24 protein-coding genes are annotated in these 26101 nt (G+C 69.0%); 20 read left to right on the top strand and 4 right to left on the bottom strand.

The window, feature by feature from the left end; genetic code table 11:
* Positions 1-47: 47 nt before the first annotated feature.
* Entirely contained in the window at positions 48-1202 is a 1155-nt protein-coding gene (locus tag ACTZWT_RS08325) for a bis-aminopropyl spermidine synthase family protein (protein WP_444769174.1), read from the bottom strand.
* Positions 1203-1306: 104 nt separating this feature from the next.
* On the opposite strand from ACTZWT_RS08325, the gene ACTZWT_RS08320 reads away from it, so the two are divergent.
* The gene (locus tag ACTZWT_RS08320) at positions 1307-1657 is read left to right on the top strand and encodes an S-adenosylmethionine decarboxylase (RefSeq protein WP_322517709.1); all 351 of its coding nucleotides are present in this window, start codon (positions 1307-1309) and stop codon (positions 1655-1657) included.
* Between the two features lie 33 nt (positions 1658-1690).
* On the opposite strand, the gene ACTZWT_RS08315 is transcribed toward ACTZWT_RS08320, so the two are convergent.
* On the bottom strand, positions 1691-3601 hold the full coding sequence (locus tag ACTZWT_RS08315; RefSeq protein WP_444769234.1) for a sigma 54-interacting transcriptional regulator: 1911 nt from the start codon (positions 3599-3601) through the stop codon (positions 1691-1693).
* A gap of 188 nt (positions 3602-3789) precedes the next feature.
* Here ACTZWT_RS08315 and ACTZWT_RS08310 point away from each other — a divergent pair, with 188 nt between their 5' ends.
* The 6 genes from ACTZWT_RS08310 to ACTZWT_RS08285 all read left to right on the top strand — a co-directional run bounded on the left by ACTZWT_RS08310 (position 3790) and on the right by ACTZWT_RS08285 (position 9199).
* Positions 3790-5178, top strand: a complete 1389-nt coding sequence (locus ACTZWT_RS08310; protein ID WP_444769173.1) for a CmpA/NrtA family ABC transporter substrate-binding protein — start codon at positions 3790-3792, stop codon at positions 5176-5178.
* 160 nt (positions 5179-5338) lie between these two features.
* A complete protein-coding gene (ntrB, locus tag ACTZWT_RS08305; protein ID WP_444769172.1) occupies positions 5339-6178 on the top strand; it encodes a nitrate ABC transporter permease in 840 nt (279 codons plus the stop codon).
* Between the two features lie 5 nt (positions 6179-6183).
* Entirely contained in the window at positions 6184-7101 is a 918-nt protein-coding gene (locus ACTZWT_RS08300) for an ABC transporter ATP-binding protein (RefSeq protein WP_444769171.1), read from the top strand.
* 42 nt (positions 7102-7143) lie between these two features.
* Positions 7144-7632, top strand: coding sequence for a cyanase (cynS, locus tag ACTZWT_RS08295; protein WP_444769170.1), 489 nt, complete (start codon positions 7144-7146; stop codon positions 7630-7632).
* A gap of 371 nt (positions 7633-8003) precedes the next feature.
* A complete protein-coding gene (locus tag ACTZWT_RS08290) occupies positions 8004-8357 on the top strand; it encodes a CoA transferase (RefSeq protein WP_444769169.1) in 354 nt (117 codons plus the stop codon).
* A complete protein-coding gene (locus ACTZWT_RS08285) occupies positions 8285-9199 on the top strand; it encodes a CaiB/BaiF CoA transferase family protein (protein ID WP_444769168.1) in 915 nt (304 codons plus the stop codon). Before ACTZWT_RS08290 ends, ACTZWT_RS08285 begins: the two co-directional genes overlap by 73 nt.
* A 442-nt stretch (positions 9200-9641) precedes the next feature.
* On the opposite strand, the gene ACTZWT_RS08280 is transcribed toward ACTZWT_RS08285, so the two are convergent.
* Positions 9642-10622, bottom strand: coding sequence for an AraC-like ligand-binding domain-containing protein (locus ACTZWT_RS08280; protein ID WP_444769167.1), 981 nt, complete (start codon positions 10620-10622; stop codon positions 9642-9644).
* A 147-nt stretch (positions 10623-10769) separates the two neighbouring features.
* Here ACTZWT_RS08280 and ACTZWT_RS08275 point away from each other — a divergent pair, with 147 nt between their 5' ends.
* Entirely contained in the window at positions 10770-11774 is a 1005-nt protein-coding gene (locus tag ACTZWT_RS08275) for a carbon-nitrogen hydrolase family protein (protein ID WP_444769233.1), read from the top strand.
* Between the two features lie 137 nt (positions 11775-11911).
* Here ACTZWT_RS08275 and ACTZWT_RS08270 read toward each other — a convergent pair whose 3' ends face one another.
* The gene (locus ACTZWT_RS08270) at positions 11912-12580 is read right to left on the bottom strand and encodes a hypothetical protein (protein ID WP_444769166.1); all 669 of its coding nucleotides are present in this window, start codon (positions 12578-12580) and stop codon (positions 11912-11914) included.
* A gap of 175 nt (positions 12581-12755) precedes the next feature.
* Here ACTZWT_RS08270 and ACTZWT_RS08265 point away from each other — a divergent pair, with 175 nt between their 5' ends.
* The 12 genes from ACTZWT_RS08265 to ACTZWT_RS08210 all read left to right on the top strand — a co-directional run bounded on the left by ACTZWT_RS08265 (position 12756) and on the right by ACTZWT_RS08210 (position 26096).
* On the top strand, positions 12756-12938 hold the full coding sequence (locus ACTZWT_RS08265; RefSeq protein ID WP_444769165.1) for a hypothetical protein: 183 nt from the start codon (positions 12756-12758) through the stop codon (positions 12936-12938).
* 174 nt (positions 12939-13112) lie between these two features.
* Positions 13113-14024: a fatty acid desaturase family protein gene (locus ACTZWT_RS08260; protein WP_444769164.1), complete on the top strand. Its 912-nt coding sequence runs from the start codon at positions 13113-13115 to the stop codon at positions 14022-14024.
* Entirely contained in the window at positions 14012-15760 is a 1749-nt protein-coding gene (asnB, locus tag ACTZWT_RS08255; RefSeq protein WP_444769163.1) for an asparagine synthase (glutamine-hydrolyzing), read from the top strand. The genes ACTZWT_RS08260 and asnB overlap by 13 nt, the downstream gene beginning before the upstream one ends.
* Positions 15757-16407, top strand: a complete 651-nt coding sequence (locus tag ACTZWT_RS08250) for an HAD family hydrolase (protein WP_444769162.1) — start codon at positions 15757-15759, stop codon at positions 16405-16407. Before asnB ends, ACTZWT_RS08250 begins: the two co-directional genes overlap by 4 nt.
* Positions 16404-17477 carry a Gfo/Idh/MocA family protein gene (locus ACTZWT_RS08245; RefSeq protein ID WP_444769161.1) on the top strand — a complete coding sequence of 358 codons (1074 nt, stop codon included), beginning with the start codon at positions 16404-16406 and terminating at the stop codon, positions 17475-17477. Before ACTZWT_RS08250 ends, ACTZWT_RS08245 begins: the two co-directional genes overlap by 4 nt.
* A complete protein-coding gene (locus ACTZWT_RS08240; RefSeq protein WP_444769160.1) occupies positions 17474-18421 on the top strand; it encodes an ROK family protein in 948 nt (315 codons plus the stop codon). The genes ACTZWT_RS08245 and ACTZWT_RS08240 overlap by 4 nt, the downstream gene beginning before the upstream one ends.
* Positions 18352-19569, top strand: coding sequence for a DegT/DnrJ/EryC1/StrS family aminotransferase (locus ACTZWT_RS08235; RefSeq protein WP_444769159.1), 1218 nt, complete (start codon positions 18352-18354; stop codon positions 19567-19569). Before ACTZWT_RS08240 ends, ACTZWT_RS08235 begins: the two co-directional genes overlap by 70 nt.
* Entirely contained in the window at positions 19566-20939 is a 1374-nt protein-coding gene (locus ACTZWT_RS08230; protein WP_444769158.1) for an AMP-binding protein, read from the top strand. The genes ACTZWT_RS08235 and ACTZWT_RS08230 overlap by 4 nt, the downstream gene beginning before the upstream one ends.
* Complete coding sequence (locus ACTZWT_RS08225; protein ID WP_444769157.1) at positions 20936-21952, top strand: hypothetical protein; 1017 nt, start codon at positions 20936-20938, stop codon at positions 21950-21952. The genes ACTZWT_RS08230 and ACTZWT_RS08225 overlap by 4 nt, the downstream gene beginning before the upstream one ends.
* Positions 21949-23133, top strand: coding sequence for a radical SAM protein (locus tag ACTZWT_RS08220; protein ID WP_444769156.1), 1185 nt, complete (start codon positions 21949-21951; stop codon positions 23131-23133). The genes ACTZWT_RS08225 and ACTZWT_RS08220 overlap by 4 nt, the downstream gene beginning before the upstream one ends.
* An 840-nt stretch (positions 23134-23973) precedes the next feature.
* On the top strand, positions 23974-24312 hold the full coding sequence (locus tag ACTZWT_RS08215) for a hypothetical protein (protein WP_444769155.1): 339 nt from the start codon (positions 23974-23976) through the stop codon (positions 24310-24312).
* Positions 24309-26096, top strand: a complete 1788-nt coding sequence (locus ACTZWT_RS08210; protein ID WP_444769154.1) for a B12-binding domain-containing radical SAM protein — start codon at positions 24309-24311, stop codon at positions 26094-26096. The genes ACTZWT_RS08215 and ACTZWT_RS08210 overlap by 4 nt, the downstream gene beginning before the upstream one ends.
* Positions 26097-26101 lie beyond the last annotated feature (5 nt).

Here is a 26101-nt window from a genome sequence, read left to right as displayed (position 1 = left end):
TTCGCACGAACGGCTGCGGCGGGCAAGTCCGTCTTTCCGCTGGCCGGTCAGGTCCCGCCGGTCTTGCGGCGGAAGCTGTGCCCGCCGCAATTCGCGCATCCCTGATCCTTCAACGCCTCGATCGTCTCCGGCGTCGAGCCGCGCCCCAGCACGGCCTCGCGGCCGCATGACGTGCAGACATAGGCGCGGACCCGCGGATTGATCTCGGCGGTGTACAGCGGCCCCTGCCACGCCGGCAGCGCGGCGGCTGCGGGGCCGGCGGCGGCGAGTTCGATCAGTTGCCCGACATTGCCGAGCACGGTCGCGCCCGCATAGGCGTTGAAGCCGGGCCGGATCGTCTGCACCGCGAGGCCGAGATCGAGAAACACCCGCTGCAGCGCCAGCATCTGCCGCGGCGGCCATTGCGCGAACGAGAAGTAGCACAGCCCGTCGCCGGCCAGCGCCTCGCGGCCGCGCGTCAGAAACAGCTTTGCGCCTTCGAGCGTGTAGGGCGGGTCGGTCTCGATGGTGTCGAACGCGCCCTGCAATTCGGCGGGCAGCGGCTGGCGCAGATCGTGATGCAGCGTGCGCAGCGCGATGCCTTCGCGTTCTGCATTGTCGCGCAGGAACGCGAGCCGGCGCTCGTCGGCATCGATCACCACGACGCCGCGGGTGAGGTCGGCCTTGCCCAGCGCCTGGCCGATCAGGCCGATCGCCAGTGACACCGAATCGTCGTCGCCGAGCAGCAGCACGCGGCGGCCTTCCAGCGCGCCGGCCTGCAGCATCAGGAGCGCGCGCAGCAGCGACGTCTCCGGCGTGCACGGCGCCTGATCGAGCGTGACGTCGACCGATGGCGCCTGCGCGATGATGGCGGCCAGCCGCGCGACCTGCGGGTGGAAATTCTCCGGGATCACCACGCCATGGCCGGTGCAGGCCGGGCAGGTGACGTCGATGGTGATGCCGAGCCCGAGTTCGCGCTCGACGAAGTCGCGGCCCTCGGGGCTCAGCGCCAGACCCTGCCTGCGCTCGAGCAGCCCGGCCTTTTCCAGCTCGCGGCGGACCGCGGTGGCGATTGGCATCGGCAGCCGCGCTTCACGCGCGACGTCCTGCAGCCGCAGCGAACCCGAGCGGTACACCGCGCGCAGGATCGCCTCGACGCCGGCCGGACCTTCGCGCAGCCTTGTCGCCTCGGCGATGGTTCGCAGGATTGCGGGGTCAGCCATTGCGGCGCGCCCCGCAAAAGGACGGGCCGCGCCGCGGTTGGCCCGCGCCGCTATCCGTGCCAAACAGGCGCTGAAACTGAACCGCCATTGAGGACCGATCGCCGATGTTGATGACCCACGCGCTGGCGGAACTGTACGACTGCCTGCCGGTGATCGAGGATGAAGCCGCCTTGGTAGCGGCCGCGCGCGCCGCGGTCCAGAGCGTCGGTGCGACCATTATCGGGTCCTACGAGGTGCGCTACGTCCCGCACGGGCTGACCATCGCGCTGTTCCTCGCCGAGTCGCACATCGTGCTGACCACCTGGCCGGAATACCGGCTGCTGCTGCTCGACGTGCTGCTGTGCAATCCGGAGATGGATTTCAACCGTGTCCTCGCCGAGGTGAAGCGCAGTGTCTGCCCCGACGGCGAAATGACGGTGCACCACGTGCCGCGCAAGATCGCCGCGAGCGCCTGAGCCGTTCGCGGCGGTCGTCCAGTCCGGCTTGCCTTAGGCCGCCGGAGGATCGGCGAAGGCCCGCCCGCGGGCGGATGCAATTCCCAACGTCTTGATCCGCGACGCCAGCGTGGTCGGCTTGATGTCGAGCATCGCGGCGGCGCCGTCGTCGCCGAACACCTTGCCGCTGCAAGCGCGCAGCGCCGCGACGATGTTGGCGCGCTCGAGATCGCGCAACTCGCCAGCCGTCATCACCGCCGGCCTGGTTTCCGCCTTCTGCCGTCCGGCGTTCGGCGCCGGATGGTGGCCGGACGGCTCCGGCAGGTCGATCCGCAGCCGGCCGTTCTGCGCCAGGATGGTGGCGCGCTCGATCACGTTCTGCAACTCGCGGACGTTGCCCGGCCAGTCGTAGCGCATCAGCCGCCGGACGTCGCCCTGCGATAACCGCAGTCCGGATTTCAGCTCGCGCCGTTCGCTGGCGAGGAAGTGCTGCGCCAGCAGCGGAATGTCCTCGCGGCGATCGCGCAGCGGCACCGACTCGATCGGGAACACGTTGAGCCGGAAGTACAGATCCTCGCGGAAGCGGCCACGCTGCACCTCCTGCTTCAGGTCGCGATTGGTGGCGGCGATCAGCCGGACGTCGACATTGCGGGTGCGCTCGTCGCCGACCCGCTCGAAATTGCCCTCCTGCAACACGCGCAGCAGCTTGCCCTGCAACTCCAGCGGAATCTCGCCGATCTCGTCGAGAAACAGCGTGCCGCCGTCGGCCAGTTCGAACCGGCCGATGCGGTCGCGCACCGCGCCGGTGAAGGCGCCGCGGGCGTGGCCGAAGAATTCGCTCTCGAACAATTCGCGCGGGATCGCGGCGCAATTGACCCGGATCAGCGGCCGGCCGCTGCGGGTGCTGGCATCGTGGATGGCGCGCGCGATCAGCTCCTTGCCGGTGCCGGATTCGCCGGTGATCAGCACCGCGGCGGTGGTCGGCGCCACCAGCTTGACCTGGCGCAGCGTGGTCTGGATCGCTTCGCTCTGGCCGATGATGCCGCGCGGATTGGTCTCGATCCGGATTTCTTCCTGCAGATAATCGTTCTCCAGTTGCAGGCGCTCGCGCAGCCGGTCGACTTCGGTGAGCGCGGCGTGCAGCTTCTCGTCGGCCTCGCGCCGCTGGCTGACGTCGCGAAACACAACGACGGCGCCGACGATCACGCCGCTGCGGTCGCGGATCGGCGTCGAGGTGTACTCGACCCATACCGGCCTGCCATCCTTGCGCCAGAACACCTCGCCGTCGACCGTATGCACCGCGCCGTCGCGGAACGCGGCGTAGATCGGGCAGTCGTGATCCGGGTAGGGCCGGCCGTCGTGATGGGTGTGATGCATCACCGCGTGGATCGACTGACCGACCAGCTCCTCGGCCGACCAGCCGAGCATCCGCTCCGCCGCCGGGTTGACGAAGGTGGCGCGACCCTCGGCGTTGACGCCGTAGATGCCTTCGCCGGCGGCGCGCAGGATCAACTGGTTCTCGCGCTCGATATCCTCGAACACCCGCTCGACCCGCTGCCATGCCGGCAATCCGTCGCGCATGTAGTCGTCGGCGGCGGCGTCGATATGGCGGCGGCGGCGCTGCTCGAGGTCGCTCATCGTCAGCAGCAGCAGCGTGCGCCCGTCAAGGCGGAGCGCCCGGCCGGCATATTCGACACGCAACGGTGTGCCGGCGCTGTTGTTTGGCGTCAGCGCGTGGGTCCAATAGCTGCCGCGGTCGAACACCGCCTGGGTGAACACGATCAGCGCCGGAAATTGCCGGTCGTGCAGGGCGCTGATCCGGGTCTGCAGCAGCGTGGCCCGGTCATAGCCGAGCAGGGCGCAGGCCGCGGGATTGACGTCGAGGATCCGGTCGGCGGCCGGATCGAGCAGCAGCGCCGCCTCGATCAGGCCGTCGAATACCCACGCACGCAGATCGGTGTCCATGGCGGAACAAGATACCGAAAGGTCCATGGAATTCTCCGAAATTTCGTAATTCGACTACGAAAATTCGTATACTACGAGATTTCGTAATTCGCAAATGCGCAAACTGGACGGCGTCCATTGGCAAAGTTCGCCGCGCCGAGCTGGCATGCTCCTTGCGTTAACGAGGGTGAAATCGCGCAGGAGGTCCCATGTCCACGTTCGACAATCCGTTTGATCCCAACCGCCGCCTGACTGCAGGCGGATGTAGCTGTGGCCGGCATGTCAGCGAAGCCGAGCATGCCGCAGACCCGTCCTCGTCGCTGCAGCCGGCGATGCTGGAGAGCGAGGACAAGCGGTTCGAGGGCGTGGTCGCCTCGGCGGTGATGCGGGCGATGTTTCCGCACGACGCCTCGCGGCGCGCCTTCCTGAAATCGGTCGGAGCGGCCACCGCGCTTGCTGCGGTTTCGCAGTTCTTCCCGCTGCAGACCGCCACCGAGGCGTTCGCCGCCAGCGGCCCGCTGGAGAAGAAGGATCTCAAGGTCGGCTTCATTCCGATCACTTGCGCCACGCCGATCATCATGGCCGCCCCGATGGGGTTCTACTCGAAATACGGTCTCAACGTCGAAGTCATCAAGACCGCGGGCTGGGCGGTTATCCGCGACAAGACCATCAACAAGGAATACGACGCGGCGCACATGCTGTCGCCGATGCCGCTCGCCATCACCATGGGCGTCGGCTCGAATCCGATCCCCTACACCATGCCGGCGGTCGAGAACATCAACGGCCAGGCCATCACCCTGGCGATGAAGCACAAGGACAAGCGCAATCCGAAGGACTGGAAGGGATTCAAGTTCGCGGTCCCGTTCGACTATTCGATGCACAACTATCTGCTGCGCTATTACCTGGCCGAGCACGGCCTCGACCCCGACGTCGACGTCCAGATCCGCGCGGTGCCGCCGCCGGAGATGGTCGCCAATCTGCGCGCCGACAACATCGACGGCTATCTCGCGCCCGACCCGATGAACCAGCGCGCGGTCTATGACGGCGTCGGCTTCATCCACATCCTGACCAAGGAGATCTGGGACGGCCATCCGTGCTGCGCCTTCGCCGCGTCGAAGGAATTCGTCACCACGATGCCCAACACCTACGGCGCGCTGCTGAAGTCGATCATCGAGGCCACCGCCTACGCCCACAAACCGGAGAACCGCAAGGAGATCGCCGCAGCGATCGCGCCGGCCAACTATCTGAACCAGCCGGCGATCGTGCTGGAGCAGATCCTCACCGGCACCTATGCGGACGGCCTCGGCAACATCGTCAAGCAGCCCAACCGGATCGATTTCGATCCGTTCCCGTGGCAGTCCTTCGCGGTCTGGATCATGACCCAGATGAAGCGCTGGGGACAGGTCAAGGGAGACGTCGACTACAAGGCGATCGCCGAGCAGGTCTATCTGGCGACCGACACCGCGAAGCTGATGAAGGAAGCGGGCCTCACCCCGCCGACCACGACCTCGCGGTCGTTCTCGGTGATGGGCAAGTCGTTCGACGGCTCGAATCCGGAAGAGTATCTCGCGAGCTTCAAGATCAAGAAGGCCTCGTGATGCCCGGGGATGCGTGCGCCTCTCGAACGTCCTTCCCACGCAGGGAGGGCGCCGTATCGCGGAGCGGCATGGTGAGGCGCCGCATCCTCGTTGCGAAATCATCGTTCCATTCCTTCATTCCACCTCTCTCCCGGCGAGCGGGAGAGAGCAGAGAGTCGTCATGACGAAATCTCTTCGCATTCGGGCCGCCATGGTCTCCTTGGTGATCTTCGCGGCCTTCATCGGCACCTGGCATCTGGCAACGCGCGGCACCGGCGCCGTGGCCCAGATGAGCCCGGAATACGCCGCGCTGATGGGCGCGACCGCGACCCAGGGCAAATCGGCGATGCCGGGCCCGCTGGATGTCGGCGCCAAACTGTGGGAGCACATCCAGCAGCCGTTCTACGACAACGGTCCGAACGACAAGGGGCTCGGCATCCAGCTCGGCTATTCAATCGCGCGGGTGGCGATCGGCTATCTGATCGCGGTCGCGGTGGCGATCCCGCTCGGCTTCCTGATCGGGATGTCGCCGCTGATGAACAAGGCGCTCGACCCTTTCATCCAGGTGTTGAAACCGATCTCGCCGCTCGCCTGGATGCCGCTCGCGCTCTACACCATCAAGGACAGCAGCCTGTCGGCGATCTTCGTGATCTTCATCTGCTCGGTGTGGCCGATGCTGCTCAACACCGCGTTCGGCGTCGCCTCGGTGCGCAAGGAGTGGATCAACGTCGCGCGCACATTGGAGGTCGGCAACGTGCGGCGCGCCTTCACGGTGATCCTGCCGGCCGCCGCGCCGACCATCCTCACCGGCATGCGGATATCGATCGGAATCGCGTGGCTGGTGATCGTCGCCGCCGAGATGCTGGTAGGGGGTACGGGTATAGGGTACTTCGTCTGGAACGAATGGAATAATTTGTCGATCGTGAATGTTATTATTGCGATCCTGGTGATCGGGGTGGTGGGGATGCTGCTCGACCAGATCCTGGCGCGGTTCACCCGCATGGTCACGTTTCCGGAGTGAGCGCGATGATCGACAAGTTCATTTCGATCGAGGGCATCGCCAAGCGCTATCCCGGCGCGGCCGGCGGTGGCGACACCACGATCTTCGAAAACCTGTGGCTGTCGCTGCCGCGCGGCGAGTTCGGCTGCGTGATCGGGCATTCCGGCTGCGGCAAGACCACGGTGCTCAACATCCTCGCCGGGCTCGATCAGCCGAGCGAAGGGGCGGTGATCGTCGACGGCCAGGCGATCGAGGGCACCAGCCTCGACCGCGCGGTGATCTTCCAGAGCCACGCGCTGCTGCCGTGGCGCACGGTGATGGGCAACGTCGCCTATGCGGTGACGTCGAAATGGCCCAAATGGGACAAGGCCAAGGTCCGCGCCCACGCCCAGCAATTCATCGACCTCGTCGGCCTGACCGGCTCGGAGCACAAGCGGCCGTCCGAACTCTCGGGCGGCATGAAGCAGCGCGTCGGCATCGCGAGAGCCCTGAGCATCACCCCGAAGATCATGCTGATGGACGAGCCGTTCTCGGCGCTCGACGCGCTGACCCGCGGCTCGCTGCAGGACGAGGTGCGCCGGATCTGTCTCGAGACCGGCCAGACCACCTTCATGATCACCCACGACGTCGACGAGGCGATGTATCTCGCCGATAAAATCTTTCTGATGACCAACGGCCCCGGCGCCGTGGTGGCGGAGATCGTCGAGAACCCGCTGCCGAAGGATCGCGCAAGGATCGATCTGCACCGGCATCCTTATTACTACGCGCTGCGCAACCATATCGTCGACTTCCTGGTGACGCGCAGCAAGACCTTCGCCACCGCCAACCCCGGTCACGATCCGCTCAACGTGCCGGTGGTGCGCCCCGGCCTCGGCGAGCCAGCGCTGGTGCCGGCCGCGAACGGCGCGGCCGCGTCGGCGCCGGCGCAGCTCCGCGCGCGCTGACGCCATCGTCTTTCATCATCACCACCTCACGGAGAACTCATCATGAAGCGTGCGCAACTCACCGAAAAGCTGCTCGACCTCAAGCGCGAGAAAGGCTGGACCTGGAAACACATCTGCGAAAAGATCGGCGGCCATTCCGAAGTGCTGGTGGTCGGCGCGATCCTCGGCCACATGAAGCTGACCAAGCCGCAGGCCGCCAACGCCGCCGAACTGTTCGGCCTCAGCAAAGTCGAGACCGCGATGCTCAACGAAGTGCCGATGCGCGGCGAGGGCATCCAGATGCCCCCGACCGATCCGTTGATCTATCGCTTCTACGAGCTGGTGATGATCAACGGCCCGGCCTGGAAGGCGCTGATCGAGGAGGAATTCGGCGACGGCATCATGTCGGCGATCGATTTCGACATGGTGATGGACCGCCTGCCCAACCCCAAGGGCGACCGCGTCAAGATCACGATGTCCGGCAAGTTCCTGCCCTACAAGTATTACGGCGCGACCGGCAACAACCAGGAATACGGCTTCAAGGAGGAGTGAGGCGGACGCGCTGCGCGACGTTCCACCTGCCGCAGACTCCGTCATGCCCGGGCTTGTCCCGGGCATCCACGTCTTTGCCGCCTCGATGCGCGGCAAGGCGTGGATGGCCGGGACAAGCCCGGCCATGACCTGCGGAGATGCCGAGGACGAAAATGCCCGGCTGATCGCCCCAGGGCCCGAGTCTGCGAAAATTGCATGACCCTGCGTGGTCGAGCCTACATCTCGGCGCCGGCCGGAACTGTATGTTGGGTACTGGCGACCCCTGCGGTCGTGAGGCAGAGCAACCGTCAGCATCGCGCAGACGATGCGGTGAGGGAGGAAGCACGCATGAGACTCGTTCGGCGAATGTCGACCACGCGAGCGGCGAAGCTATGACCGAACCGACCGGGCCGCTCGCCGGCATCCGCATTCTCGATCTGACCAGCGTGCTGTTCGGCCCCTATGCGGCGCAGATTCTCGGCGACTGGGGCGCCGACGTGATCAAGATCGAGTCGCTGGCCGGCGACATGTGGCGCTATGCCGGCGCGTCGCGCCATCGCGGCATGAGCGGGCAGTTCATGGCGGTGAACCGCAACAAGCGCAGCCTCGCGCTCGACCTCAAGCATCCGCACGGCAAGGCGGCGTTGCGGCGGCTGATCCCCCGGGCGCCGACGTGCTCATCACCAATGTGCGCCCCGCCGCGATGGCGCGACTCGGCTTCGGCTACGAGGATTGCCGCGCACTGAATTCGCGGCTGATCTATGCGGCGGCGACCGGCTTTGGCCAGGATGGGCCGTGGGCGGCGCGGCCGGCGTTCGACGAGATCATCCAGGCCGCCTCGGGCCTCGCCTCATCGATCGGCTCGGACGACGAACCGCAATTCGTGCCGAGCCTGATCGGCGACAAGATCTGCGGCCAGGCGCTCGCCGGCGCGGTGTCGGCGGCGCTGTTCAGCCGCGAGCGTTCGGGCCGCGGCCAACTCGTCGAAGTGCCGATGCTGGAGACGATCGCGGGCTTCAACAGCATCGAGATGCTCGGCGGCTACGCGTTCGATCCGCCGATCGGCCCCGCCGGCTACAAGCGGATGAAGGAGCGCAGGCCGGTGCGTACCAAAGACGGCTGGATGACGATGCTGCCGTATTCCGGCGACAATTGGTGCGCGTTCTTCACGGCAGTCGGCCGACCCGAACTGATCGACGAATTGCAGGTGCGTGACCCGGTGGCGCGGGCGGAGAACATCGACAGGATCTACGCGCGGATGGGCGAGATCGCGCCGAGCCGCACCACCGCCGAGTGGGAAGATCTGCTGCTGCGGCTCGACGTGCCGCACACCGCGTTCGCGCGGATCAGCGAGATCGGCGAGCAGGAACATCTCAAGGCGGTCGATTACTTCGCCGCGATCGACCATCCGAGCGAAGGCCGCATCCGCCAGGCGCGCCCCGCGACCAAATTCTCCGACGCCCCGCCCAGCCTGCACCGCCCGACCCCGCGCCTCGGCGAGCACTCGCGCGAGGTGCTGCTCGACGCGGGCTACAGCGCCTCAGAGATCGACGCGATGATCGTAGCGGGCGCGGTCGGGGAGGGGTGAGAGACGGGACTGTCGCTTGCGGTGAAACGTTCAGGCGCTGCATCCGGTGCCTGTCGTCCCCGCGCAGGCGGGGACCCATAACCCCTGGCTGTTCGAGTCGAGGAACGGCCTCTGCTGCAGTGCCTGAAACGAGATACTGCGGCGTATGGGTCCCCGCCTGCGCGGGGACGACATGCCGACAGATAAGGTCCACGTCGACACGCTTCGCTGAGTCCATCCTACGCGCTGAATGCCGGGCAGCACACGCCATCGTCATCCTGAGGTGCGCGCGCGTGAGCCTCGAAGGATGATTGTCGCGCGTGCCTTGTCCATCCTGCGATTAGTTTCGTCATGGCCAGGCTTGTCCCGGCCATCCACGCCTTTCTTACGACTCCATCAGCAAGACGTGGATGCCCGGCACAAGGCCGGGCATGACGGGTTGAAACGAAAGTGCCTTGCTCCGTCAGTCGCCCGCTGCCGAGCCGCGATGCGGCTGGGACTTTGTCTGCCGCCAGTCGCGCGGCGAGGTGTGGAAGCGTTTCCGGAACAGCGTGGAGAAATGCGAGAAGCTGCTGAAGCCGTTGCGCAGCGCGATGTCGCTGACGGTGAGCCCGGCCTTGCGCCGGTCGGTCAGTTCATCCGCCGCCATCTGCAGGCGCGTTTCGCGAATGACGTCGCTCGCGGAGGTCGCCTGCGTGGCGAAGATCTCGTTGAGCCGGCGCACCGAGACGCCGACGGCCTCGGCGAGTGCGACCCGATCGAACTGCGCTTCCCGGAAATGGCGCCGGATCGCCGACTTCGCCCGCAGCAGAACAAGTTGCGTCGACGACGACAGCTCGCTTGCGCCGGTGGTCGACGTGCTGGAGAGGGCGGCGGAGAACAGGCTCGCCAGAATATCCGCGACGTGATCGTTCAGCAGATCGTTCGGCGCCGGCGTGTACTTGCCGAACTGCATGATGCTCTGGCCGATCAGATGCCCGGCGCCGGTGCTGCCGTCGATTCGCCTGCCGAGCGCCAGTTCCGCGTCGGGCATCCGCAGCAGCAGCGATGCCTTGGGGATCTGCAGCACGATCTGGCGGAAGCCGCTCGCCATGCTGAGTTCATAGGGCTCGGTGCTGCTGTAGGCGGCCATGTCGCCGGGGCGTAGCGTGGTGATCTCGCCGCGTTGGCTGACCGTCGTCACCTGTTCGAGCTGCAGGCTGAGCAGGAAGAAGTCTTCCGTTGCACGCCGGATATCCCGCGCGCGGCGCCGCACCTTGCCGCCGGTTCCGCTGATCTCGGAGACCGAGACGTTGGCGAGGCGTCTGATCTCGATGGCCCCGCGAACGTCGCTGGTGTCCGCGATCTCGCATTCGAGCTGAACATAGTTGGCGCACACCACATCGTGCCAATAGGCGACGCGATCCTGGGGTGGGACGAGGGCGGTATCGTATCGTGCGAGCATCGCCGGGATCGCCTGCAACAGACCTCTGCCACGATATCCGGCTCCGCGCGGATTCACAACAAATCACGCTCAAACGCGAAAGCCCGGCGTTGCGGCCCTCGCTAGACTTCTCGGCATCCCGATCATCCATGGAGGCTGACAATGCAGATGTCGAAGCAATTCAAGGTCGCGGCCGTGCAGGCCGCGCCGGCGTTCCTCGATCTTCAGGCCGGCGTCGCCAAGGCGGTCGGGCTGATCGAGCAGGCGGCGCGGCAGGATTGCAAGCTCGTGGTGTTTCCCGAAGTGTGGCTGCCGGGCTATCCGAACCACATCTGGCTCGGGCCGCCGGCCTGGGCGATGCAGTTCGTCGGTCGTTACTTCGAGAACAGCGTGCAGGCCGGCGGCGACGAGGATCGGGCGCTCGCCGAGGCCGCGCGCCGCAACGGCATTCAGGTCTCGATCGGGCTGTCGGAGCGCGACGGCGGCAGCCTGTATATCGCGCAGTGGCACTATGCCGAGACCGGCGAGGTGATCAAGCGCCGTCGCAAGCTGAAGCCCACCCATGTCGAACGCACCGTGTTCGGCGAAGGCGACGGCAGCGACCTCGCCGTGCTCGATACTTCGCTCGGCCGCGTCGGGCAATTGTCGTGCTGGGAGCACCTGCAGCCGCTCAGCAAATACGCGATGTACAGCCAGAACGAACAGATCCATTGCGGCGCCTGGCCGGCGCTGTCGCTGATTGCCGACGAAGCCTATGCGCTCGGCCCCACCGTCAACAACGGCGCCAGCATGATCTACGCCGTCGAGGGCGGCTGCTTCGTCGTCGCCGCGACCGCTTTGGTCGACAAGGCCCAGCGGGATCTGCTGTGCCAGGGCGATCCGATGCTGGAAGCGATGTGCCAGCTGGGCGGCGGCTTTTCCCGGATCTACGCGCCCGACGGACGCTCGATCGGCGCCAATCTCGATCCCTTCGAGGAAGGGCTGGTCGTCGCCGACGTCGATCTCGGCCTGATTGCGTTCGCGAAGGCATCGGCCGATCCGGCGGGCCACTATTCGCGTCCGGACGTGACCCGGCTGCTGTTCAACAACAAGCCGGCGCGCCGCGTCGAGTATTTCTCGGTGCCGGCAGAGAGCTCGGTGGTCTCTTCGTTCGAGCTGACCGAAGATCGGTAAGGCACAGCGCGCTCCCTCTCCCGCTTGCGGGAGAGGGTTGGGGTGAGGGTGACGCGGGCACCGTGCCTGTGGACCCCCACCCCCGACCCCTCCCCGCAAGGGGGAGGGGAGAACAGCGCCGCATGCCGCCGTTGTTATCACCGCCGCCGCTTCCTCGCCTTCGGCGGCCGCAACGCCGGGTGATCCTCGGCCGGACGTTTGGCGGCGATCAGCAGATCCATCGCCTGCGGCGGGACGTGGTCGAGGTCGACGCCGAAGCTGCGCATCTCTTTCAGGGCGGTGCGGATGGCTTCCTCTTCGGACAGCCAGTCGTTGCCGGTGCGTGCACGGAAGGCGGGGTCGCGGCGGCGGCGCCGGCGGCCCATCGCTTCCATCCGCGCCATCTTCAGCACCTGCAGCGCCTGCATCAGCCGGTCGACATCGGTGCCGGCGTCGGCTTCGAGTTTCTCGATCATCTGTTCGGCGAGCAGGCGCAGCCGCTCGGCGAGCTTCCGCAGCTTGAGTTTCTGGCCGGCGCGCGCGGTCGGCATCCGGTCGGTGGCGCGCGGCGCGAAGGGCGGGCGCGCCCAGGCGCCGTCGCGGCTCCAGCGGCTGATGCTGGCGCGGCCGACGCCGGTCTTGGCGCTGATCTGGCTGTAGGTCAGTTCGGTCTGTTCGATCAGCCGGCGCACCTCCGCCGCCTTGGCATCGGTATGCGGCCGCCGCGATCCGCGCGGGCGCCCGCCGGGGATCGGCGGCGGCGAGTCCGAATTCGGGTCGGGCGTGACGCGGAGACGGACGATGGTGGGGATGAAGGGATATCTCATGAAAAGGAATATAAACCTAATCTGGGTGCCTGACAAGTCCGGCTGACGGGCACCCGCGCTTGCGGCCGGACGCCGCCTGCGTGTGTCGCGTAGAAATGCTCTTCCAAGTTGCGTATTTTTAGCCTATACAATCATGGGTTGTATTATCGACCCGCGCAAACTCATGGAGGACACGATGTCTGGCAGTGCGGAAGAAGGCGTGCAGATCGAACGGTCCAAGGAGCATCTCGAGGGGCTGCAGCAATTCCATTCGGCGCTCGAGAAGCTGCACACCGCCGAAGCGGATCTCGCGCGACTGCGCGTCGACCTGCTGTCGCGCGGCGTCGACCTCGACGTCTGCGACGAGCTCCACTGGTAGAGCGGGTTTCCCGCCGGCGGCGCCACGCGCCGGCTGTCGCCCGCTCGCGCGGGGACGGCTGCGGGTGGCGCCCTCCGGACGGCCCCTTCGCGGGCCCTGCTCATCGCCCGCCGCGATGATCACCGAAACGACGCGCCATCCGATGCTGCGCAAGAATTGGTGGAGGAGTTCGTCATGCCCGGCCGCGCCTCGTCCCAGTCGCATGCGCCGCTCAGGCTCGCCGCCTATGTGGGCGCGGTCGCCGCGCTGCTGGCGGCGATCGTCGTCGTGCCGGGAACGGCGGCCGGGATCGCAGCGGCGCTGCTGCTGGGGATCGTCTACGCCCACGGCCTCGAACTGCAGCACGAGACGCTGCACGGCATCTTCCTCGCGACCGAGGCCGGCAACCGGCTCGCCGGCTCGCTGCTCGGCCTGCCGATGCTGACCACCTTCACCGATACCCGCATCCGCCATCTGCATCATCACCGCTATGTCGGCACGCCGCAGGATGTGTTCGACCGGAGCTGCGCGGATTTCTCCAGCCGGCGCGCGCTGCTCGGCCATGTCTTCGCGGTGACGCGGCTGCGCGATTTCGCCGGGACGACGGCGACGCTGCTGTCCGGGCGCAGGCACGATGTGCTCAAGGCCCATGCGCGCGATCGGGCGCGGACCGAGTTCGTCGCGACCGCGCTGATCCTGCTTGCGCTGCTCGTGCTCGCGGCGTGGATCGAGCCGCGGCTGGTGCTGTGGGGCTGGATCGTGCCGGCGCTGATCGTCGCGCCGGTCGCGCACTTCCTGATGACGGTGCACGAACATATCGGCCGGCCGCGGCTGACGCGCCGGATCACGGAGAATTCGCGCAGCTACCGGGCACCGGCGTGGTGGAGCTATCTGGTCCACTACGACAATTATCACATCGAGCATCATCTCGAGCCCGGCCTGCCGTTCCCGCAATTGCCTGCCTTCCACGCCGAGCGCCGCCGCGCCGGCGCCGACAGCCTGACCTTGTCGCAGGCGATGGCCGAGACCGCGCGCGGCATCGCCGCGTGCCTGCGCCCGGCCGTATCCACCGCAACTCGAACGGAGCCGCCGCGATGTGCGCCATAGCCGGACTCGTCTCGCTCGATGCGCCGCCGGACGTGCGGCCGATCCTCGACGCCATCCGCCATCGCGGCCCGGACGGTCTCGGCACGCATCGCGACGGCGCCTGCGAGATCGGCGCGGCGCGGCTCGCCATCGTTGATCCCGAACACGGCGCGCAGCCGATGCGCGATCCGCTGTCGCAGACCGCGGTCGCGTTCAACGGCGAGATCTACAACGCGGACGAATTACGCCGCGTGCTGATCGCGCGCGGGCACCGCTTCGCGACGCGCTGCGACACCGAGGTGGTTCTGCGCGGCTTCCTCGAATGGGGCTTCGATCTGCCGGCGCATCTGTCCGGCATGTATGCGATCGCGGTGCTGGAAAGCGGACGGCTGACGCTGATCCGCGATCCGCTCGGCATCAAGCCGCTGCGCTATGCGCAGCACGGCGCGCGGTTCGCGTTCGCATCCGAAGCCAAGGCGCTGCTGCGCTGGTTCGGGCCGCCGTCTCTCGACGAGACCGCGCTGGCCGATTTCATCGCGATCGGCTATCCGACCGGCCGCCACACCTTCTTCGCCGGGATCTCGACGCTGCCGCCCGGCCATCTGCTGACGGTGAACTGGGGGCAGGGGCTGCACGTCGCCGAGCCGCGGCCGTATCAGCTACGCACCCCGCCGCCGCAACCGCTGCTGTGTGAGGACGAGGCCGAGCTGGCCTTTGTCGACGCGCTGCTCGCCGCCACCAACAGCCATCTGCAGGCCGACACAGAGGTCGTCGCGGTGCTGTCCGGCGGCATCGATTCCGCGATGCTGGCCTGCACCGCGGCGGAACTATCAGGCCGCCGGCTGCGCACCTTCACCGTCGCCGACACGGCGGACCATCCCGACGCCGTCGCAGCCGCACGCGTCGCGCGGGCGATCGGCGCCGATCACACTCTGCTGACCTTCGGCTTCGACGACTATCTCGCGGCGATCCCCGCGACCATCGCGGCGGTCGAGGCGCCGGACCTGCACGCCGGGCCGTTCTTCCATCTGCTGTGCCGGGTGATCGGCGGCCGCGCGAAAGCCTGCCTCAACGGCGAGGGCGCCGACGAGACGCTCGGCGGTTACTACGATCCGGCCGGCACGATCGCCACGCTCACCGACGGAGCCCGACGCGCGACTGCGGTGGGGCTGACGCCCAGCGACCGCGCCTGCGCGATTCGCGACGGCCTGCTCGAAGCTTCGGCCAAGGGCGCAGCCGGCGTCCGCGCGACGCTCGACATTTCGCTGCAGGATCTGCTGGAGCGCGCCCAGCTCGATCCGGTGGATCATCTGTCGATGGCCGCGGGCGTCGAGATGCGGGTGCCCTATCTCGATCCCGCGGTGCAGGCGGTGGTGAGGCGCGTGGCGCCGGGCGAGATCGTCGACACATCGCTCGGCATCACCAAGCGGCTGCTGCGCCGCGCTGCGGTGCGCCGTCACGGCGCGCATCTGCTCGACAGCGCGCTGCGCGCCAAGATGATGATGCCGCACGCCTCCGGCGGCCACGCCGCGCGCTTCGCCCGCGCCTGCGATCACGCGGTGCCCGACGACGCGCTGCGCCGCTCGCGCTTCGGCGCGGGCTTCGCCAGCAAGACCGACTTCGTGCTGTTCGAGCTGTTCCGCCGGATCCATCTCGACGGCGGCGGCGCTGCCGTGAAGATCGACGACGTGTTCGCCGAAATCGCCGGCTCGTCGCGCGCCGCCGCCTCCGCAGTCGCGCAGGCGGCCGCGTCATGACCGCGGTGCTGTTCGACCTCGACGGCGTGCTGATCGATAGCTGGCAGGCGGTCGAGGCGGCCTTCCTCGCCGCCGCGGCCGACCACGCGCTCGACGGCCGCGCCCGGCTCGGCGATTTTCGCGCGCGGATGGGAATGCCGCTGGAGGCGATCGTTGCCGAGTTCGGCTTTCCCGCAGGTTTTCCCGCCGCGTTCCGCGCCGCCGCGCGCAACCATGATCACAAGGCGCGCGCATTCCCGGGCGTCGCCGCGATGCTGCAGGGCATCCGCAACGACGCGATCAAGATCGGCGTGGTGACCGGGAAGGATCGGCCGCGCACGCTGTCGATCCTCGCCGCCACCGGACTGATCGATCTGATCGACGCCGTCGTCACCGCCGACGATGCGCCGGGCAAGCCCGCGCCCGACGGGCTGTGGCTGTGCGAGCGCCGGCTCGGCGCCGGTCCGGCGCTGGCCTTCGTCGGCGACACCGCGATCGATCTCGCCGCCGCGCGCAATGCCGGGCGGCCGGCGATGCTGGCGCATTGGGGTGGCGGGCCACAGGTAGCCGACCGTGCCGGCGTCATCGAGGTGGCCACGCCCGGCGACGTCGGCGAACTGATCGCCGCGATGGCGCAGGGCGCGCGTAGGCTGGAGCCGGCGCGATGACGGCGCTGCGGCAGAGCCGGTTGCGGCTCGGCCTGTGCGGCTGCGGCTGGGTGATCCGGCATTGCTATCAGCCGGCGCTCGCCGAGTTGCCGGCGCTGTTCGAGGTGGTGGCGCTGTTCGATCCCGATCCGCAGGCGCTGCAGCGGGCCGCAGATGCGTGGCCGGCGGCGCGGCGCTGCGGTTCGTTCGACGAATTTCTCGCGGCCCGCCCGGACGCGGCGGTGGTCGCCTCGCCGAATGCCTGTCATCTCGATCACGCCGCGGCGCTGCTCGCCGCCGGCATCTGCTGCCTGGTCGAGAAGCCGGTGGTGCGCGGCCCGGCCGACGCCACGCGGCTGCACGCGGCGGCGCAAAGCGGCGCGGTGCTGGTCAGCGGCGTCGCCTGCCGCTTCCGCGATGATACGCGGCTGTGGCTCGATCAGGTCGCGTTGCTCGGTCCGCTCACGGAGCTCGATCTAGTCTGGCGCCGGGAGCACGGCGTGCCGTCGGCGCCGTGGCATCTGCGCCGCGCGGACGGCTGGACCGGCGTGTTCGCCGATCTCGGCTATCATCTGCTGGATATTGCCGGCGCCGCGTTGCACTGGCGTGCCGATCGGATCGACGTCGCAAAGGTGCAACGCTCGTCGCAGCGTCGCGGCACGGGCGCGTCGTGGTACGTCGAGGGCAGCGTTATTCGCATCGCCGCGCTCGACTACGACACCGACGATCGTTTCAGCGCCGCGCTGGTGCTCGACGGCTGCCGCGTCGGCCTGCGCGTCGCCTGGATCGACAGCGCGCGCGGCGATCTGGTGCGGCTGGTGGCGCGCAGCGGGCGGGGCGAAGCCGTGCTCAGCGGCCTGTTCGGATTCTCCGACAATCGCCGCGAGCCCGAGCAGCAGGTGGTGCTGCGCCTGCACGGCCGCGACGAGATCCGCACGACGTTTCCCCCGGGGCCGGCGCTGCAGCTCCGCGCTTTCGCGGACCTGCTGCGGCATTTTCATCGCTGCGTCCGCACCGGCGCGGACGAGGAAGCCGCCGCGCTGCGCTTCGCCGCTGCGCTCGGCGGCGCATTGCGGGAGGCGGCGGCATGAGTGCGATCTTCGCCGTCGATCTCGGCGCGACCTGGCTGCGCACCGCGCTGATCTCGCCGGACGGCCGGCGGATCGACCGCAAGGCCCGGGTGCCGACGCCGGAGAATGCGGCCGACGCGGCGCGGTCGATCGAGGCGGCATGGCGACACGCCGGATGCGCGGGGGCGGTGGCGCTGGCGACCGCGCCTGAACTCGACGGCGACGGCGTGGTGCTTCGTTGGCCCAACCGCCGCAACTACGAAGGTGCAGCGCTGCTGACCGACGCGATCCGCCGCCTTGCGCGGCTCGCCTTGGTCGACGACGCCACCGCGGCGGCGCTGTCGGCGCATGATTTCGACGGCGCCGCGGACGAGATCACGGTGTGCCTCAGCATCGGCAGCGGCATCGGCGGCGGCGCGGTGATCGCGGGGCGGCCGCTGATGGGCGCGCACCATGCGGCGATGGATGTCGGGCACGTGCCGGTGCCGTCCGCGGTCGGGCTGCGCTGCGCGTGCGGCCGCGACGGCTGCCTGCAGGCGGTGGCGTCCGGCCGGGCGCTGCGCCGGCAGTATGGATACCACGATTTGTTCGCCGACCCGGCGGCAGAGTCGGCGCTACGTCTTGCGACTGCGGCGCTGGCGGAGGCGCTGGCGATCCTGCAGGCGATGTTCGATCCGGAGCGCGTGGTGATCGCGGGCGGCCTCGGCCTGTCGCCGCTGTTCGACCGGATCGCGGCCGAATTGAAAAGAAGCGGCGTCGCGCTCGCGATCGCGCCGCATCGTCATGGCGACGATGCCGCGCTGGTCGGCGCGGCGATCGGTCTGGCGCGGGGCCTCGCGCCGCGCGCGTCAACCTCGGCAGCAATGTCCCCACCAGCAGCGAGAGGCGATCCACGATGCAAGATCAGTTCTCCGAGCGGATACCAGCCTGGCCGCGTTTCGACGAAAGCTGCGAGCGGCGCCTGATCGACGTCCTCCACTCGCGCCGCTGGTGGCGCGGCAACGGCGGCATCGGCGACGCGTTCGAAGCCGCCTTCGCGGACTCGCTCGGCGCGGCGCATGTCCGCGTCGTCGCCAACGGCACGCTGGCGCTGGAGCTGGCGCTCGATGCGCTCGGCGTGCAGCCGGGCGACGAAGTGATCGTGCCGGCCTGCACCTTCATCTCGACGGCGTCGGCGGTGCTGCGGATCGGCGCCTGGCCGGTCCCGGTCGACGTCGAGCGCGACACGCTGAACATCGACGTCGAGGCGGTGGCGGCGGCGATCACGCCGCGCACCCGCTGCATCGTCCCGGTGCACATGGCCGGCCACGCTTGCGATCTGCCGCGCCTGATCGCGCTCGCCCGCAGCCACGGCGTCGCGCTGCTCGAGGACGCGGCCCATGCGCATGGCGCGCGCGCCTTCGGCAAGCCGCTGGGCACGTTCGGCGACGCCGCGATCTTCAGCTTCCAGTCCGGCAAGCTGATGACCTGCGGCGAGGGCGGCGCGATCGCCACCGACCGGCCCGACATCGCCGCGCGCAGCTTCGCGCTGCATTCCTGCGGCCGGCCGAAGGGCGATACCGACTATCGGCACCTGATGCCCGCGACCAATATGCGGCTCAGCGAATTCCAGTCGGCGCTGCTGCACGGCCAGCTCGCGCGATTGCCCGCGCTCGCCGCACAGCGCGAGCGCGCCGCGCCGCGCTTCGAGGCACATCTGCGCGCCGCCGGACTGTCGCCGCTGCCGCGCCTGGACTATGTCGAATCCCACGGCCGCTACATGACGATGGCGTGGTTCGATCCGGCGGAGTTCGGCGGCCGCGATGCCGGACAATTGGCGGCGGAACTGCGCGCCCTCGGCATTCCGGCGTATCGCTGCTTCCCCGAGGTCCACCGCACCGGGATGTTCGATGCGCAGGCGTTGAGGCGGTTGCAGCGATCATCCACGCCACCGCCGGACTACGCGCGGATCGCGACGCTGGCCGCCGCCGCTGCGGCGCGCGCGGCGATCTGGTTCGCGCATCCGATCCTGCTCGGCGACGACGAATTGTTCGCCGACATCGCGCGCGCGATCGGCGCGTTGCGCCGACCGCATCGCGACTCCGTGCTTGCGTCCGTGTCGGAGACCGCATGAGCACGCCGCGCGCCGTCGCTGATCTGATCGGGACGATCGCGCCCGGTCGGCTGCGGCTGCCCGACGGCGGTGAGGCGACGATTGCAGAACTGTGGCACGCGGTCGAGGCCGATCCGGCGGCGCGATGGATCGCGCCGGGCGACCGCGTCGTGCTGCCCGACCTCGTCGGCGCCGATCTGGTGCGCGCCGCGTTGGCGGCGTGGGCGCGGGGCGGCGTCGCTGTGTTCGGCGTCGATGCGCGGCGCTGCGGCGACTGGCCGGCCGCTGTTCGCGTGCGGAGCTGGCCGGACGGCGCGGTGTTGCACGATGCGCCGTCGCGCGCCGACGAGGTCGCGGCGATCCATGCCTCGTCGGGATCGACCGGGCGGCCGAAGCTGGCACGGCGCTCGTTCGAGAGTCTCGCGGCCGAGGCCGAACGCTATGTCACGTGCTACGCGCCGGCTGCCGGCGCACGCGCTCATCTGGCGGCGCCGATCGCGCATTCGTTCGCGTTCGGCGCGATGCTCGGCCTGCTCGCCGCCGGCTGCGTGGTGCAATTCGCGCCTTTGTTCCGGCCGCGCGCGCTGGCGGACGCATTGCGCGGCGGCGCCGATATCGTCGTGCTGACGCCGCCGATGGCGCGGCTTGCGATCGAGGCGGCGCGGGAGGATCACCAGCCGCCGCGGCGCGCGCCGCACCTGGTGATCGCCGGCGCCGGCGCCGTGCCGGACCGGCTCGACGTGGAATTCCGCCGCGCCTTCGGCTGCGGCCTCGCGCGCAATTACGGCGCATCGGAAACCGGCGCGAGTTTTGGCGCGGCGCGGTCGCTGCCCGCGGGCTGTCTCGGCCGGCCGTTGCCCGGCGTCAGCGTCGTGGTGCCCCGGGCGGGCGAAGGCATCGGCGAACTCATCGTCGATTGCGGGCACGCGGTTCTCGGCTGCGAAGGCGAGACGGCGACGACGCAGATGCAGCGTGGCCTCTGGCGCAGCGGCGATCTCGCGGAGGTCGATGATGATCAGAGGGTGTGGCTGCGCGGACGGTGCGACGATCGCGTCAAGATCAACGGCCATCTGATTGATTGCGCCGCGCTGGCGGCGCAGGCGCGGGCGATGCCGGGCGTCAGCGATGCGGTGGCGCTGGCGCTGCCGCGGCCGCAGCGCGCCGAGATTCACGATCTGGTGCTGATCTGCGAGTGCCGCGATCCGGCGGCTGCGGCGTCAGCCGCTGGCATTCTGGCGCCGGTGTTGCACACGCCGGTGATCGTCCTGACGCAGTCCGAATTTCCCCGCACGGCGGCCGGCAAGCCGGATCGCGACCGATTGCGCAGCTTCGCCGAAGCGCGGCTGCGCCGCGTGGCGGCGCGAGGCGAGATGCAAGGGGAGCCGCGATGAGCGCAGCCGGGCGCAGCATCGAAATCGATCGCTGCGCGCGCGACGCGGTGGCGCTGCTGCCGCATGTCGTGCCGCATCGTGACGGCCTGCAGACCCTCGGCGGCCGCGTGATCGCACTGCCGGCCACGGCCTGCGCGGTCGTCGCGCGCTTTGCCGAGGGACATGAACTCGACGAGAGCGAATTGTCGCCGGGCGAGCGCGTCGCCGCGCGCGACCTGATCGAGGCCGGCTTTCTGCTGCGTCTGCCACAGGCCCGGCCGATCGATCGCGCGGCGCCGGTCGACGTGGTGCTGTCGCCGCATATCGACGACGCCGCGCTGTCGCTCGGCGGCAGCATCGCTCTGGCGAAGCGCCGCACGCTGGTGATCAACGTGTTCACGTCGCAATCCTATCAGACCGGGCTGCGCGTCCCGCCCGAGCGGCTCGATGCGGTGGCCTGCGCCGAGGATCGTTTGGCCGGCCGGCTGCTCGGCTACGACGCCGTGTCGCTCGGCCTCGCCGGCGCGCAGGACCGGCATCGGTTCGGCCTGTCGGCGACGATGGGATGGCAGCCGCGCGACGTCGCCGATCGGTTTGCGGGCGAGATCGAAGTCGTGGCGCAGCGCGCCGTCGCGGCGATCCGGGCATCGCTGGGCAACGCACCGATTGCGAGTCTGTACGCGCCCGCCGCGATCGGCGGTCATCTCGATCATGTGGTCGTCGCGCTGGCGGCGCCGGCGATCGCCGCGGCGCTGGCGCTGTCGCCCGGCGTCGTCGCGTATTACGAGGATCTGCCTTATGCGGCGGCCGGCTGGTGCGGAGGCGTCGATCTCGGAGGTTACGCGCCGCGCTGCCGCGACATCAATGCGGCGCTGCCGCGCAAGCGCAGGGCGCTGGCGATCTTCAAAACGCGGCTGCGCGCGCCGCAGATCGAACTGTGCATCACGCACGCCTCACGCATCGCGGCGCGCGGCGCGGCGGAGCGTTGCTACCTGCGCAGCGACGATCCTGAGCGAGCGGAGGACGGCGGATGAAGCATCTTTTGTATCACGACCTGATCGTCGCCGGAAACTGGTGCAATCTGAAATGCAGCTACTGCACCAGCGTCGCCGACGCCGACGATTACGGCGCCGTCACCTCGGCGTCGCGGCGCGGCAGGGGCGCGACCATCGCGATCGCCGAGGTGCTGGCGATGCTCGACGGCTTCGCCGCGCGAGTCGACGCGCCGGTGATCAAGCTCAGCGGCGGCGAACTGTTCCTGCTCGCCAATGCCGCCGAGCTGATCGCCGAACTGGCGCAACGCTACGCGCATGTCCAGGTGCTGACCAACGGCACCGAACTCGACGCCGCGACGGTGCAGCGGATCGCGCGGCTCGGCAACGTCTCGTTCAACCTCTCGCTCGACGGCCATACCGAGGCGATGAACGCGATGCGCTGGCGCTCGCCGCGGATCGGCGCGCGGGTGATGGCGGCGTTCGCGGCGATGGTTCAGGCGTGCGAGACGGTCGAGATCACAAGCGTGATCAGCGCGGCCAATGCCGATTGCTATGCCGGCTTCCTCGACGTGCTGGCAGCGCAGCCTTGCCGCATCGTCGCGGTGCCGATCCCGGTGCGCGGCGTCCATGCCGCGGCGCTGTTTCCCGCGCAGGCGCGTCGCGCCTTCGCGGCGACGCTGCGGACCTGCGTGCGGACGAATCCCGACGTGCTCGGGCCGCCCGCTTACTACACGACGCTCGCGGATTTCCTCGACGCCGGCGGCGCGCAGCGCGCGCGGCGCTGCCATCTCGTCACCGCGGCCGTGCAACTGTTCGACACCGGCGCGGTGACGCCGTGCCCGGTGGGCTGGACCGGCGCGATCGGCGATCTGCGCGGCGAGGGCGCAGCCGCCGTCGCGGTGCGGGTCGGCACTCACAAGATGTACGACCTGCTGACCCGCGAGCGGCCGCGGGTGCCGGTCTGTCGCAACTGTTTCAGCGCCGCCGACATGCTCAATCTGTATCTCGACGGCGAGATCGAGCTCGACGCGCTGGCGCGGCTGCCGCTGTATCAATCGGCTGCGGCGCAGGCCCGCCTGGTCGCGCTGCGCGAAGCTGCGGTCAGCCGCCTGACGGCGTCGATCGTGTCGCAGCTCGGCAGCAGCGAGATCAGCAGCAGATCGGCCAGCGCCGGCGGATCGGCGGCGTCGCAGCCGATGCCCGCGCCCGCCGCGACCTGAGCCGCCTGCGCCTGCGCGCCGGGCCAGTCGTGCGCGAGGCAGGCCTGCAGCGCCGCGCCGAACGCCGCCTTGTCGGCAAGCCAGCCTTCGGTCGCGGCGCCGAGGCGGCGCAACCGGTCGCGGGATTCTGGCGCGCACAGTTCGGCGCGATCGGCTTGCGCGGAGTTGTCGCGCAGTGCTGCGACCGAGGCGGTGGCTGCGACCAGCCGGTCCAGCGATTTCGCAGGCGCGAGCTGCTGGGCGACGAACAGTCGCGTCCGCGGCGTCAGCGCCGCGCGCGGATCAATCAAAGCGGCGATCCGCTTCAGCGATGCGCGGCGCAGCGCATTGGCCGCGAACGCATCGGCGATCTCGAACGGCAGATAAGCCAGCGCCAGCGCGAAGCCGGCTTCCTCGGTGTTCAGCGTCGGCGTTGCCGCACGCAGCATCGCGCCGGCCGATCCTGCATCACCCTCGAAGCGCAGCAGCCGGCGCAGCGTCTCGCCGTCGCACGCGCCGGCGTCGATTGCCCGGATCGCGGCGGCGAGGGCGCGGAGCTGGCGCATGTCGGCAGCGCCGATCGTGGCGCCGAACATATGCGCCATCGGCACGAGCTGCTGTTTGGCCGCGAATTCGCGCAGCATGCTGCGCCCCCAGGCGCGGCCGTCGTCGATGAGGTCGGACACGGGCCCTCCGTGGCCATCGGCGCCGCTGCCAGGTTGTGGCAAATACAACCATGGCGGGAATTGATATTGACAGAAAACGTATAAGTTGCAAAGCTGGCACTGCTATCACGGAAGTTGCGCTACGCGGGTGACTTAGAGGTCCCGCCGCGGCGGCGCCGGCAGGGAGGTCGCAGCCATGGTCCAGGCCCATCCGACGAGCCTCGCGGAGGCACCCGCCGGGACGCAAGCAGACACGCTCACCGAAGTCCTGACCCGCATCCTCGCCAGCATTCTCGAGGCGAAAGGCGGCCTGCCGGACGACGTCGATCTGTCGACCGCGACCTTCACCTCGCTGGATTTCAACTCGGTCGATTACCTCGAATTCGTGCTCAACGCCGAGGCCGATCTCAATCTGGATATTCCGGACCTAGCCGTGCTCGATCAGTCGTTGTGTTCGGTGGCGACCTGGGCCGGATGGCTGGCGGCGCATGGCGACGAACTGGCGACGCCGGCGATCGGGACGGCCGGCGCATGACCGGCGCCGCGCGCGCGCCGCTGCGGGTGGCGCTGGTCGGGCCGCGCGAGCAGCCCTTCGCCGGCGATCCCGATCGCGAGCATCGTGAGACGATGCTGCGCAGCTACGCGGAGATCTGCGACAGCGTCGCCACCTTCGGCTCGGACTTCACGCTGTCGCGCGAATTTCTCGGCATCGAGTATCTCGCGGCAACGCTGCGGCGCGACGGCCGCATCGTCCGCGTGCTGTCCGCCGCCAATGAGGGGCTCGGCGACGACGCGCTGCTCGCCGAACTGCTGGCGTTCGCGCCTCGGATCGTCGGCATTTCGGTGCTGTACGATTTGCAGCTCGGCAATGCGCTGGTGCTGGCGCGGCGGCTGAAGGCGGCGCGGCCCGGTCTCGCCATCGTGTTCGGCGGCCCGCTCGCCACCGCGCTGTCGCAGGAACTGCTCGGCACCTTCGCCTTCGTGGACTACGTCGTCGAGGGCGAGGGCGAGGCAGCGCTGAGCCGGCTCGCTGACGCGATCGAACAAGGCGAGGCGCCGCGCGACGTGCCGGCGCTGGCGCATCGCGGCCCGGGCGGCGTCGTCCGCAATCCGCGCGGCGCGCCGCTCGATCTCGACACGCTGCCGCATCCGGCGCGCGACGGCATCGCCTCGATCCGCGACCGCGGCCTGCCGGCGCCGAGCGCCTATCTCACCACCTCGCGCGGCTGCAAGGCGTTCTGCACCTTCTGCACGGTGCCGGGCAGCGTGCGGAGCCTGAAGAGCGGTGTCTACCGGATGCGCGATCCCGTCGACGTGGTCGACGAGATCGAAGAGTTAGTCCGGGGCCACGGCGTCAGCCGGTTCTACATGGCGGACGACAATTTCCTCGGCTACGGCGAGGACAGCAATGCGCGGATGCATCGCTTCGCCGACGAGATCATCCGCCGCCGGCTCGCGATCCATTTCCACGCCGAATGCCGGGTCGACTCGCTGATCCCGGAGACGCTGATCAGGCTGCGCGCCGCCGGCTTCGACCAGATCCTGTTCGGCCTGGAATCCGGCTCGCCGCGGACGCTGAAGCGCTGGGCCAAGGGCCAGACCGTGGCGCAGAACGAAGCCGCGATCGCGCTGGCGCGGCGGTTGCGGATCGAGATGATGCCGAGCCTGATCCTGCTCGACTGGGAATCCGACCTCTCCGAGATCGCCGAGACGGTCGGCTTCATCGAGCGCAACCAGCTGTGGCGCAGCGGCCAGCCGCTGTGGCTGGTCAACAAGCTCAAGGTGCATTGCGGCACCGCCGCCGCGCGCCGCTACGACAGCGTCCACGGCCGGCCGACGCTACCCGCGATCGGGGACTCCGACGCCGATATCCACCGCTGGTGCGAGACCGTGACCTATCAGCACGTCGGCATCGACGATGTCTATGTCGCTGCGTTCTGGCGCGCGCTCAACGCCGCCGCCAATCGCTGGTCGGTGCTGATCGACGAAGTGCTGCCGCCGTTTCTGAAGAGCCTGCGCAGCGAGAGGCGCCGGGGCGACCGGATCGAACTGGTGCGCCGGCTGGCGGCATTCCGCCGCTCGATCGGGGCCTCGCTCGCGGTGCTGATGCGGCTGCTGATCAACCGGGCGGTCGCGCTGCAGCGGGCGAGGGTGCCGCGGCCGGATCTGCGCGCGGTCGCGCTCGCCTTCGCCGAGGCGCGGGAGCGCCGCTTCTTTCCGGAGGGTCTGCATGTGGCCTTGCAGGATACCGGCCGCCGCCGCGCCGTTGCTGGTTATGCGATCGGCGCGCGGCTGGGCGAAATCGTTTCGCCGGCGTGACGGCG

The sequence above is a fragment of the Rhodopseudomonas sp. NSM genome, from assembly GCF_052445935.1.
Lineage (GTDB): Bacteria > Pseudomonadota > Alphaproteobacteria > Rhizobiales > Xanthobacteraceae > Rhodopseudomonas.
This window is presented reverse-complemented; position numbering and strand designations above follow the sequence as displayed.

Coding starts and splice junctions, on each gene's coding strand:
- ACTZWT_RS08325 (WP_444769174.1), bottom strand. CDS start 1,202: ATGGCTGACCCCGCAATCCTGCGAACCATCGCCGAGGCGACAAGGCTG.
- ACTZWT_RS08320 (WP_322517709.1), top strand. CDS start 1,307: ATGTTGATGACCCACGCGCTGGCGGAACTGTACGACTGCCTGCCGGTG.
- ACTZWT_RS08315 (WP_444769234.1), bottom strand. CDS start 3,601: ATGGACACCGATCTGCGTGCGTGGGTATTCGACGGCCTGATCGAGGCG.
- ACTZWT_RS08310 (WP_444769173.1), top strand. CDS start 3,790: ATGTCCACGTTCGACAATCCGTTTGATCCCAACCGCCGCCTGACTGCA.
- ntrB (WP_444769172.1), top strand. CDS start 5,339: ATGACGAAATCTCTTCGCATTCGGGCCGCCATGGTCTCCTTGGTGATC.
- ACTZWT_RS08300 (WP_444769171.1), top strand. CDS start 6,184: ATGATCGACAAGTTCATTTCGATCGAGGGCATCGCCAAGCGCTATCCC.
- cynS (WP_444769170.1), top strand. CDS start 7,144: ATGAAGCGTGCGCAACTCACCGAAAAGCTGCTCGACCTCAAGCGCGAG.
- ACTZWT_RS08290 (WP_444769169.1), top strand. CDS start 8,004: ATGACCGAACCGACCGGGCCGCTCGCCGGCATCCGCATTCTCGATCTG.
- ACTZWT_RS08280 (WP_444769167.1), bottom strand. CDS start 10,622: ATGCTCGCACGATACGATACCGCCCTCGTCCCACCCCAGGATCGCGTC.
- ACTZWT_RS08275 (WP_444769233.1), top strand. CDS start 10,770: ATGTCGAAGCAATTCAAGGTCGCGGCCGTGCAGGCCGCGCCGGCGTTC.
- ACTZWT_RS08270 (WP_444769166.1), bottom strand. CDS start 12,580: ATGAGATATCCCTTCATCCCCACCATCGTCCGTCTCCGCGTCACGCCC.
- ACTZWT_RS08265 (WP_444769165.1), top strand. CDS start 12,756: ATGTCTGGCAGTGCGGAAGAAGGCGTGCAGATCGAACGGTCCAAGGAG.
- ACTZWT_RS08260 (WP_444769164.1), top strand. CDS start 13,113: ATGCCCGGCCGCGCCTCGTCCCAGTCGCATGCGCCGCTCAGGCTCGCC.
- asnB (WP_444769163.1), top strand. CDS start 14,012: ATGTGCGCCATAGCCGGACTCGTCTCGCTCGATGCGCCGCCGGACGTG.
- ACTZWT_RS08250 (WP_444769162.1), top strand. CDS start 15,757: ATGACCGCGGTGCTGTTCGACCTCGACGGCGTGCTGATCGATAGCTGG.
- ACTZWT_RS08245 (WP_444769161.1), top strand. CDS start 16,404: ATGACGGCGCTGCGGCAGAGCCGGTTGCGGCTCGGCCTGTGCGGCTGC.
- ACTZWT_RS08240 (WP_444769160.1), top strand. CDS start 17,474: ATGAGTGCGATCTTCGCCGTCGATCTCGGCGCGACCTGGCTGCGCACC.
- ACTZWT_RS08235 (WP_444769159.1), top strand. CDS start 18,352: ATGCAAGATCAGTTCTCCGAGCGGATACCAGCCTGGCCGCGTTTCGAC.
- ACTZWT_RS08230 (WP_444769158.1), top strand. CDS start 19,566: ATGAGCACGCCGCGCGCCGTCGCTGATCTGATCGGGACGATCGCGCCC.
- ACTZWT_RS08225 (WP_444769157.1), top strand. CDS start 20,936: ATGAGCGCAGCCGGGCGCAGCATCGAAATCGATCGCTGCGCGCGCGAC.
- ACTZWT_RS08220 (WP_444769156.1), top strand. CDS start 21,949: ATGAAGCATCTTTTGTATCACGACCTGATCGTCGCCGGAAACTGGTGC.
- ACTZWT_RS08215 (WP_444769155.1), top strand. CDS start 23,974: ATGGTCCAGGCCCATCCGACGAGCCTCGCGGAGGCACCCGCCGGGACG.
- ACTZWT_RS08210 (WP_444769154.1), top strand. CDS start 24,309: ATGACCGGCGCCGCGCGCGCGCCGCTGCGGGTGGCGCTGGTCGGGCCG.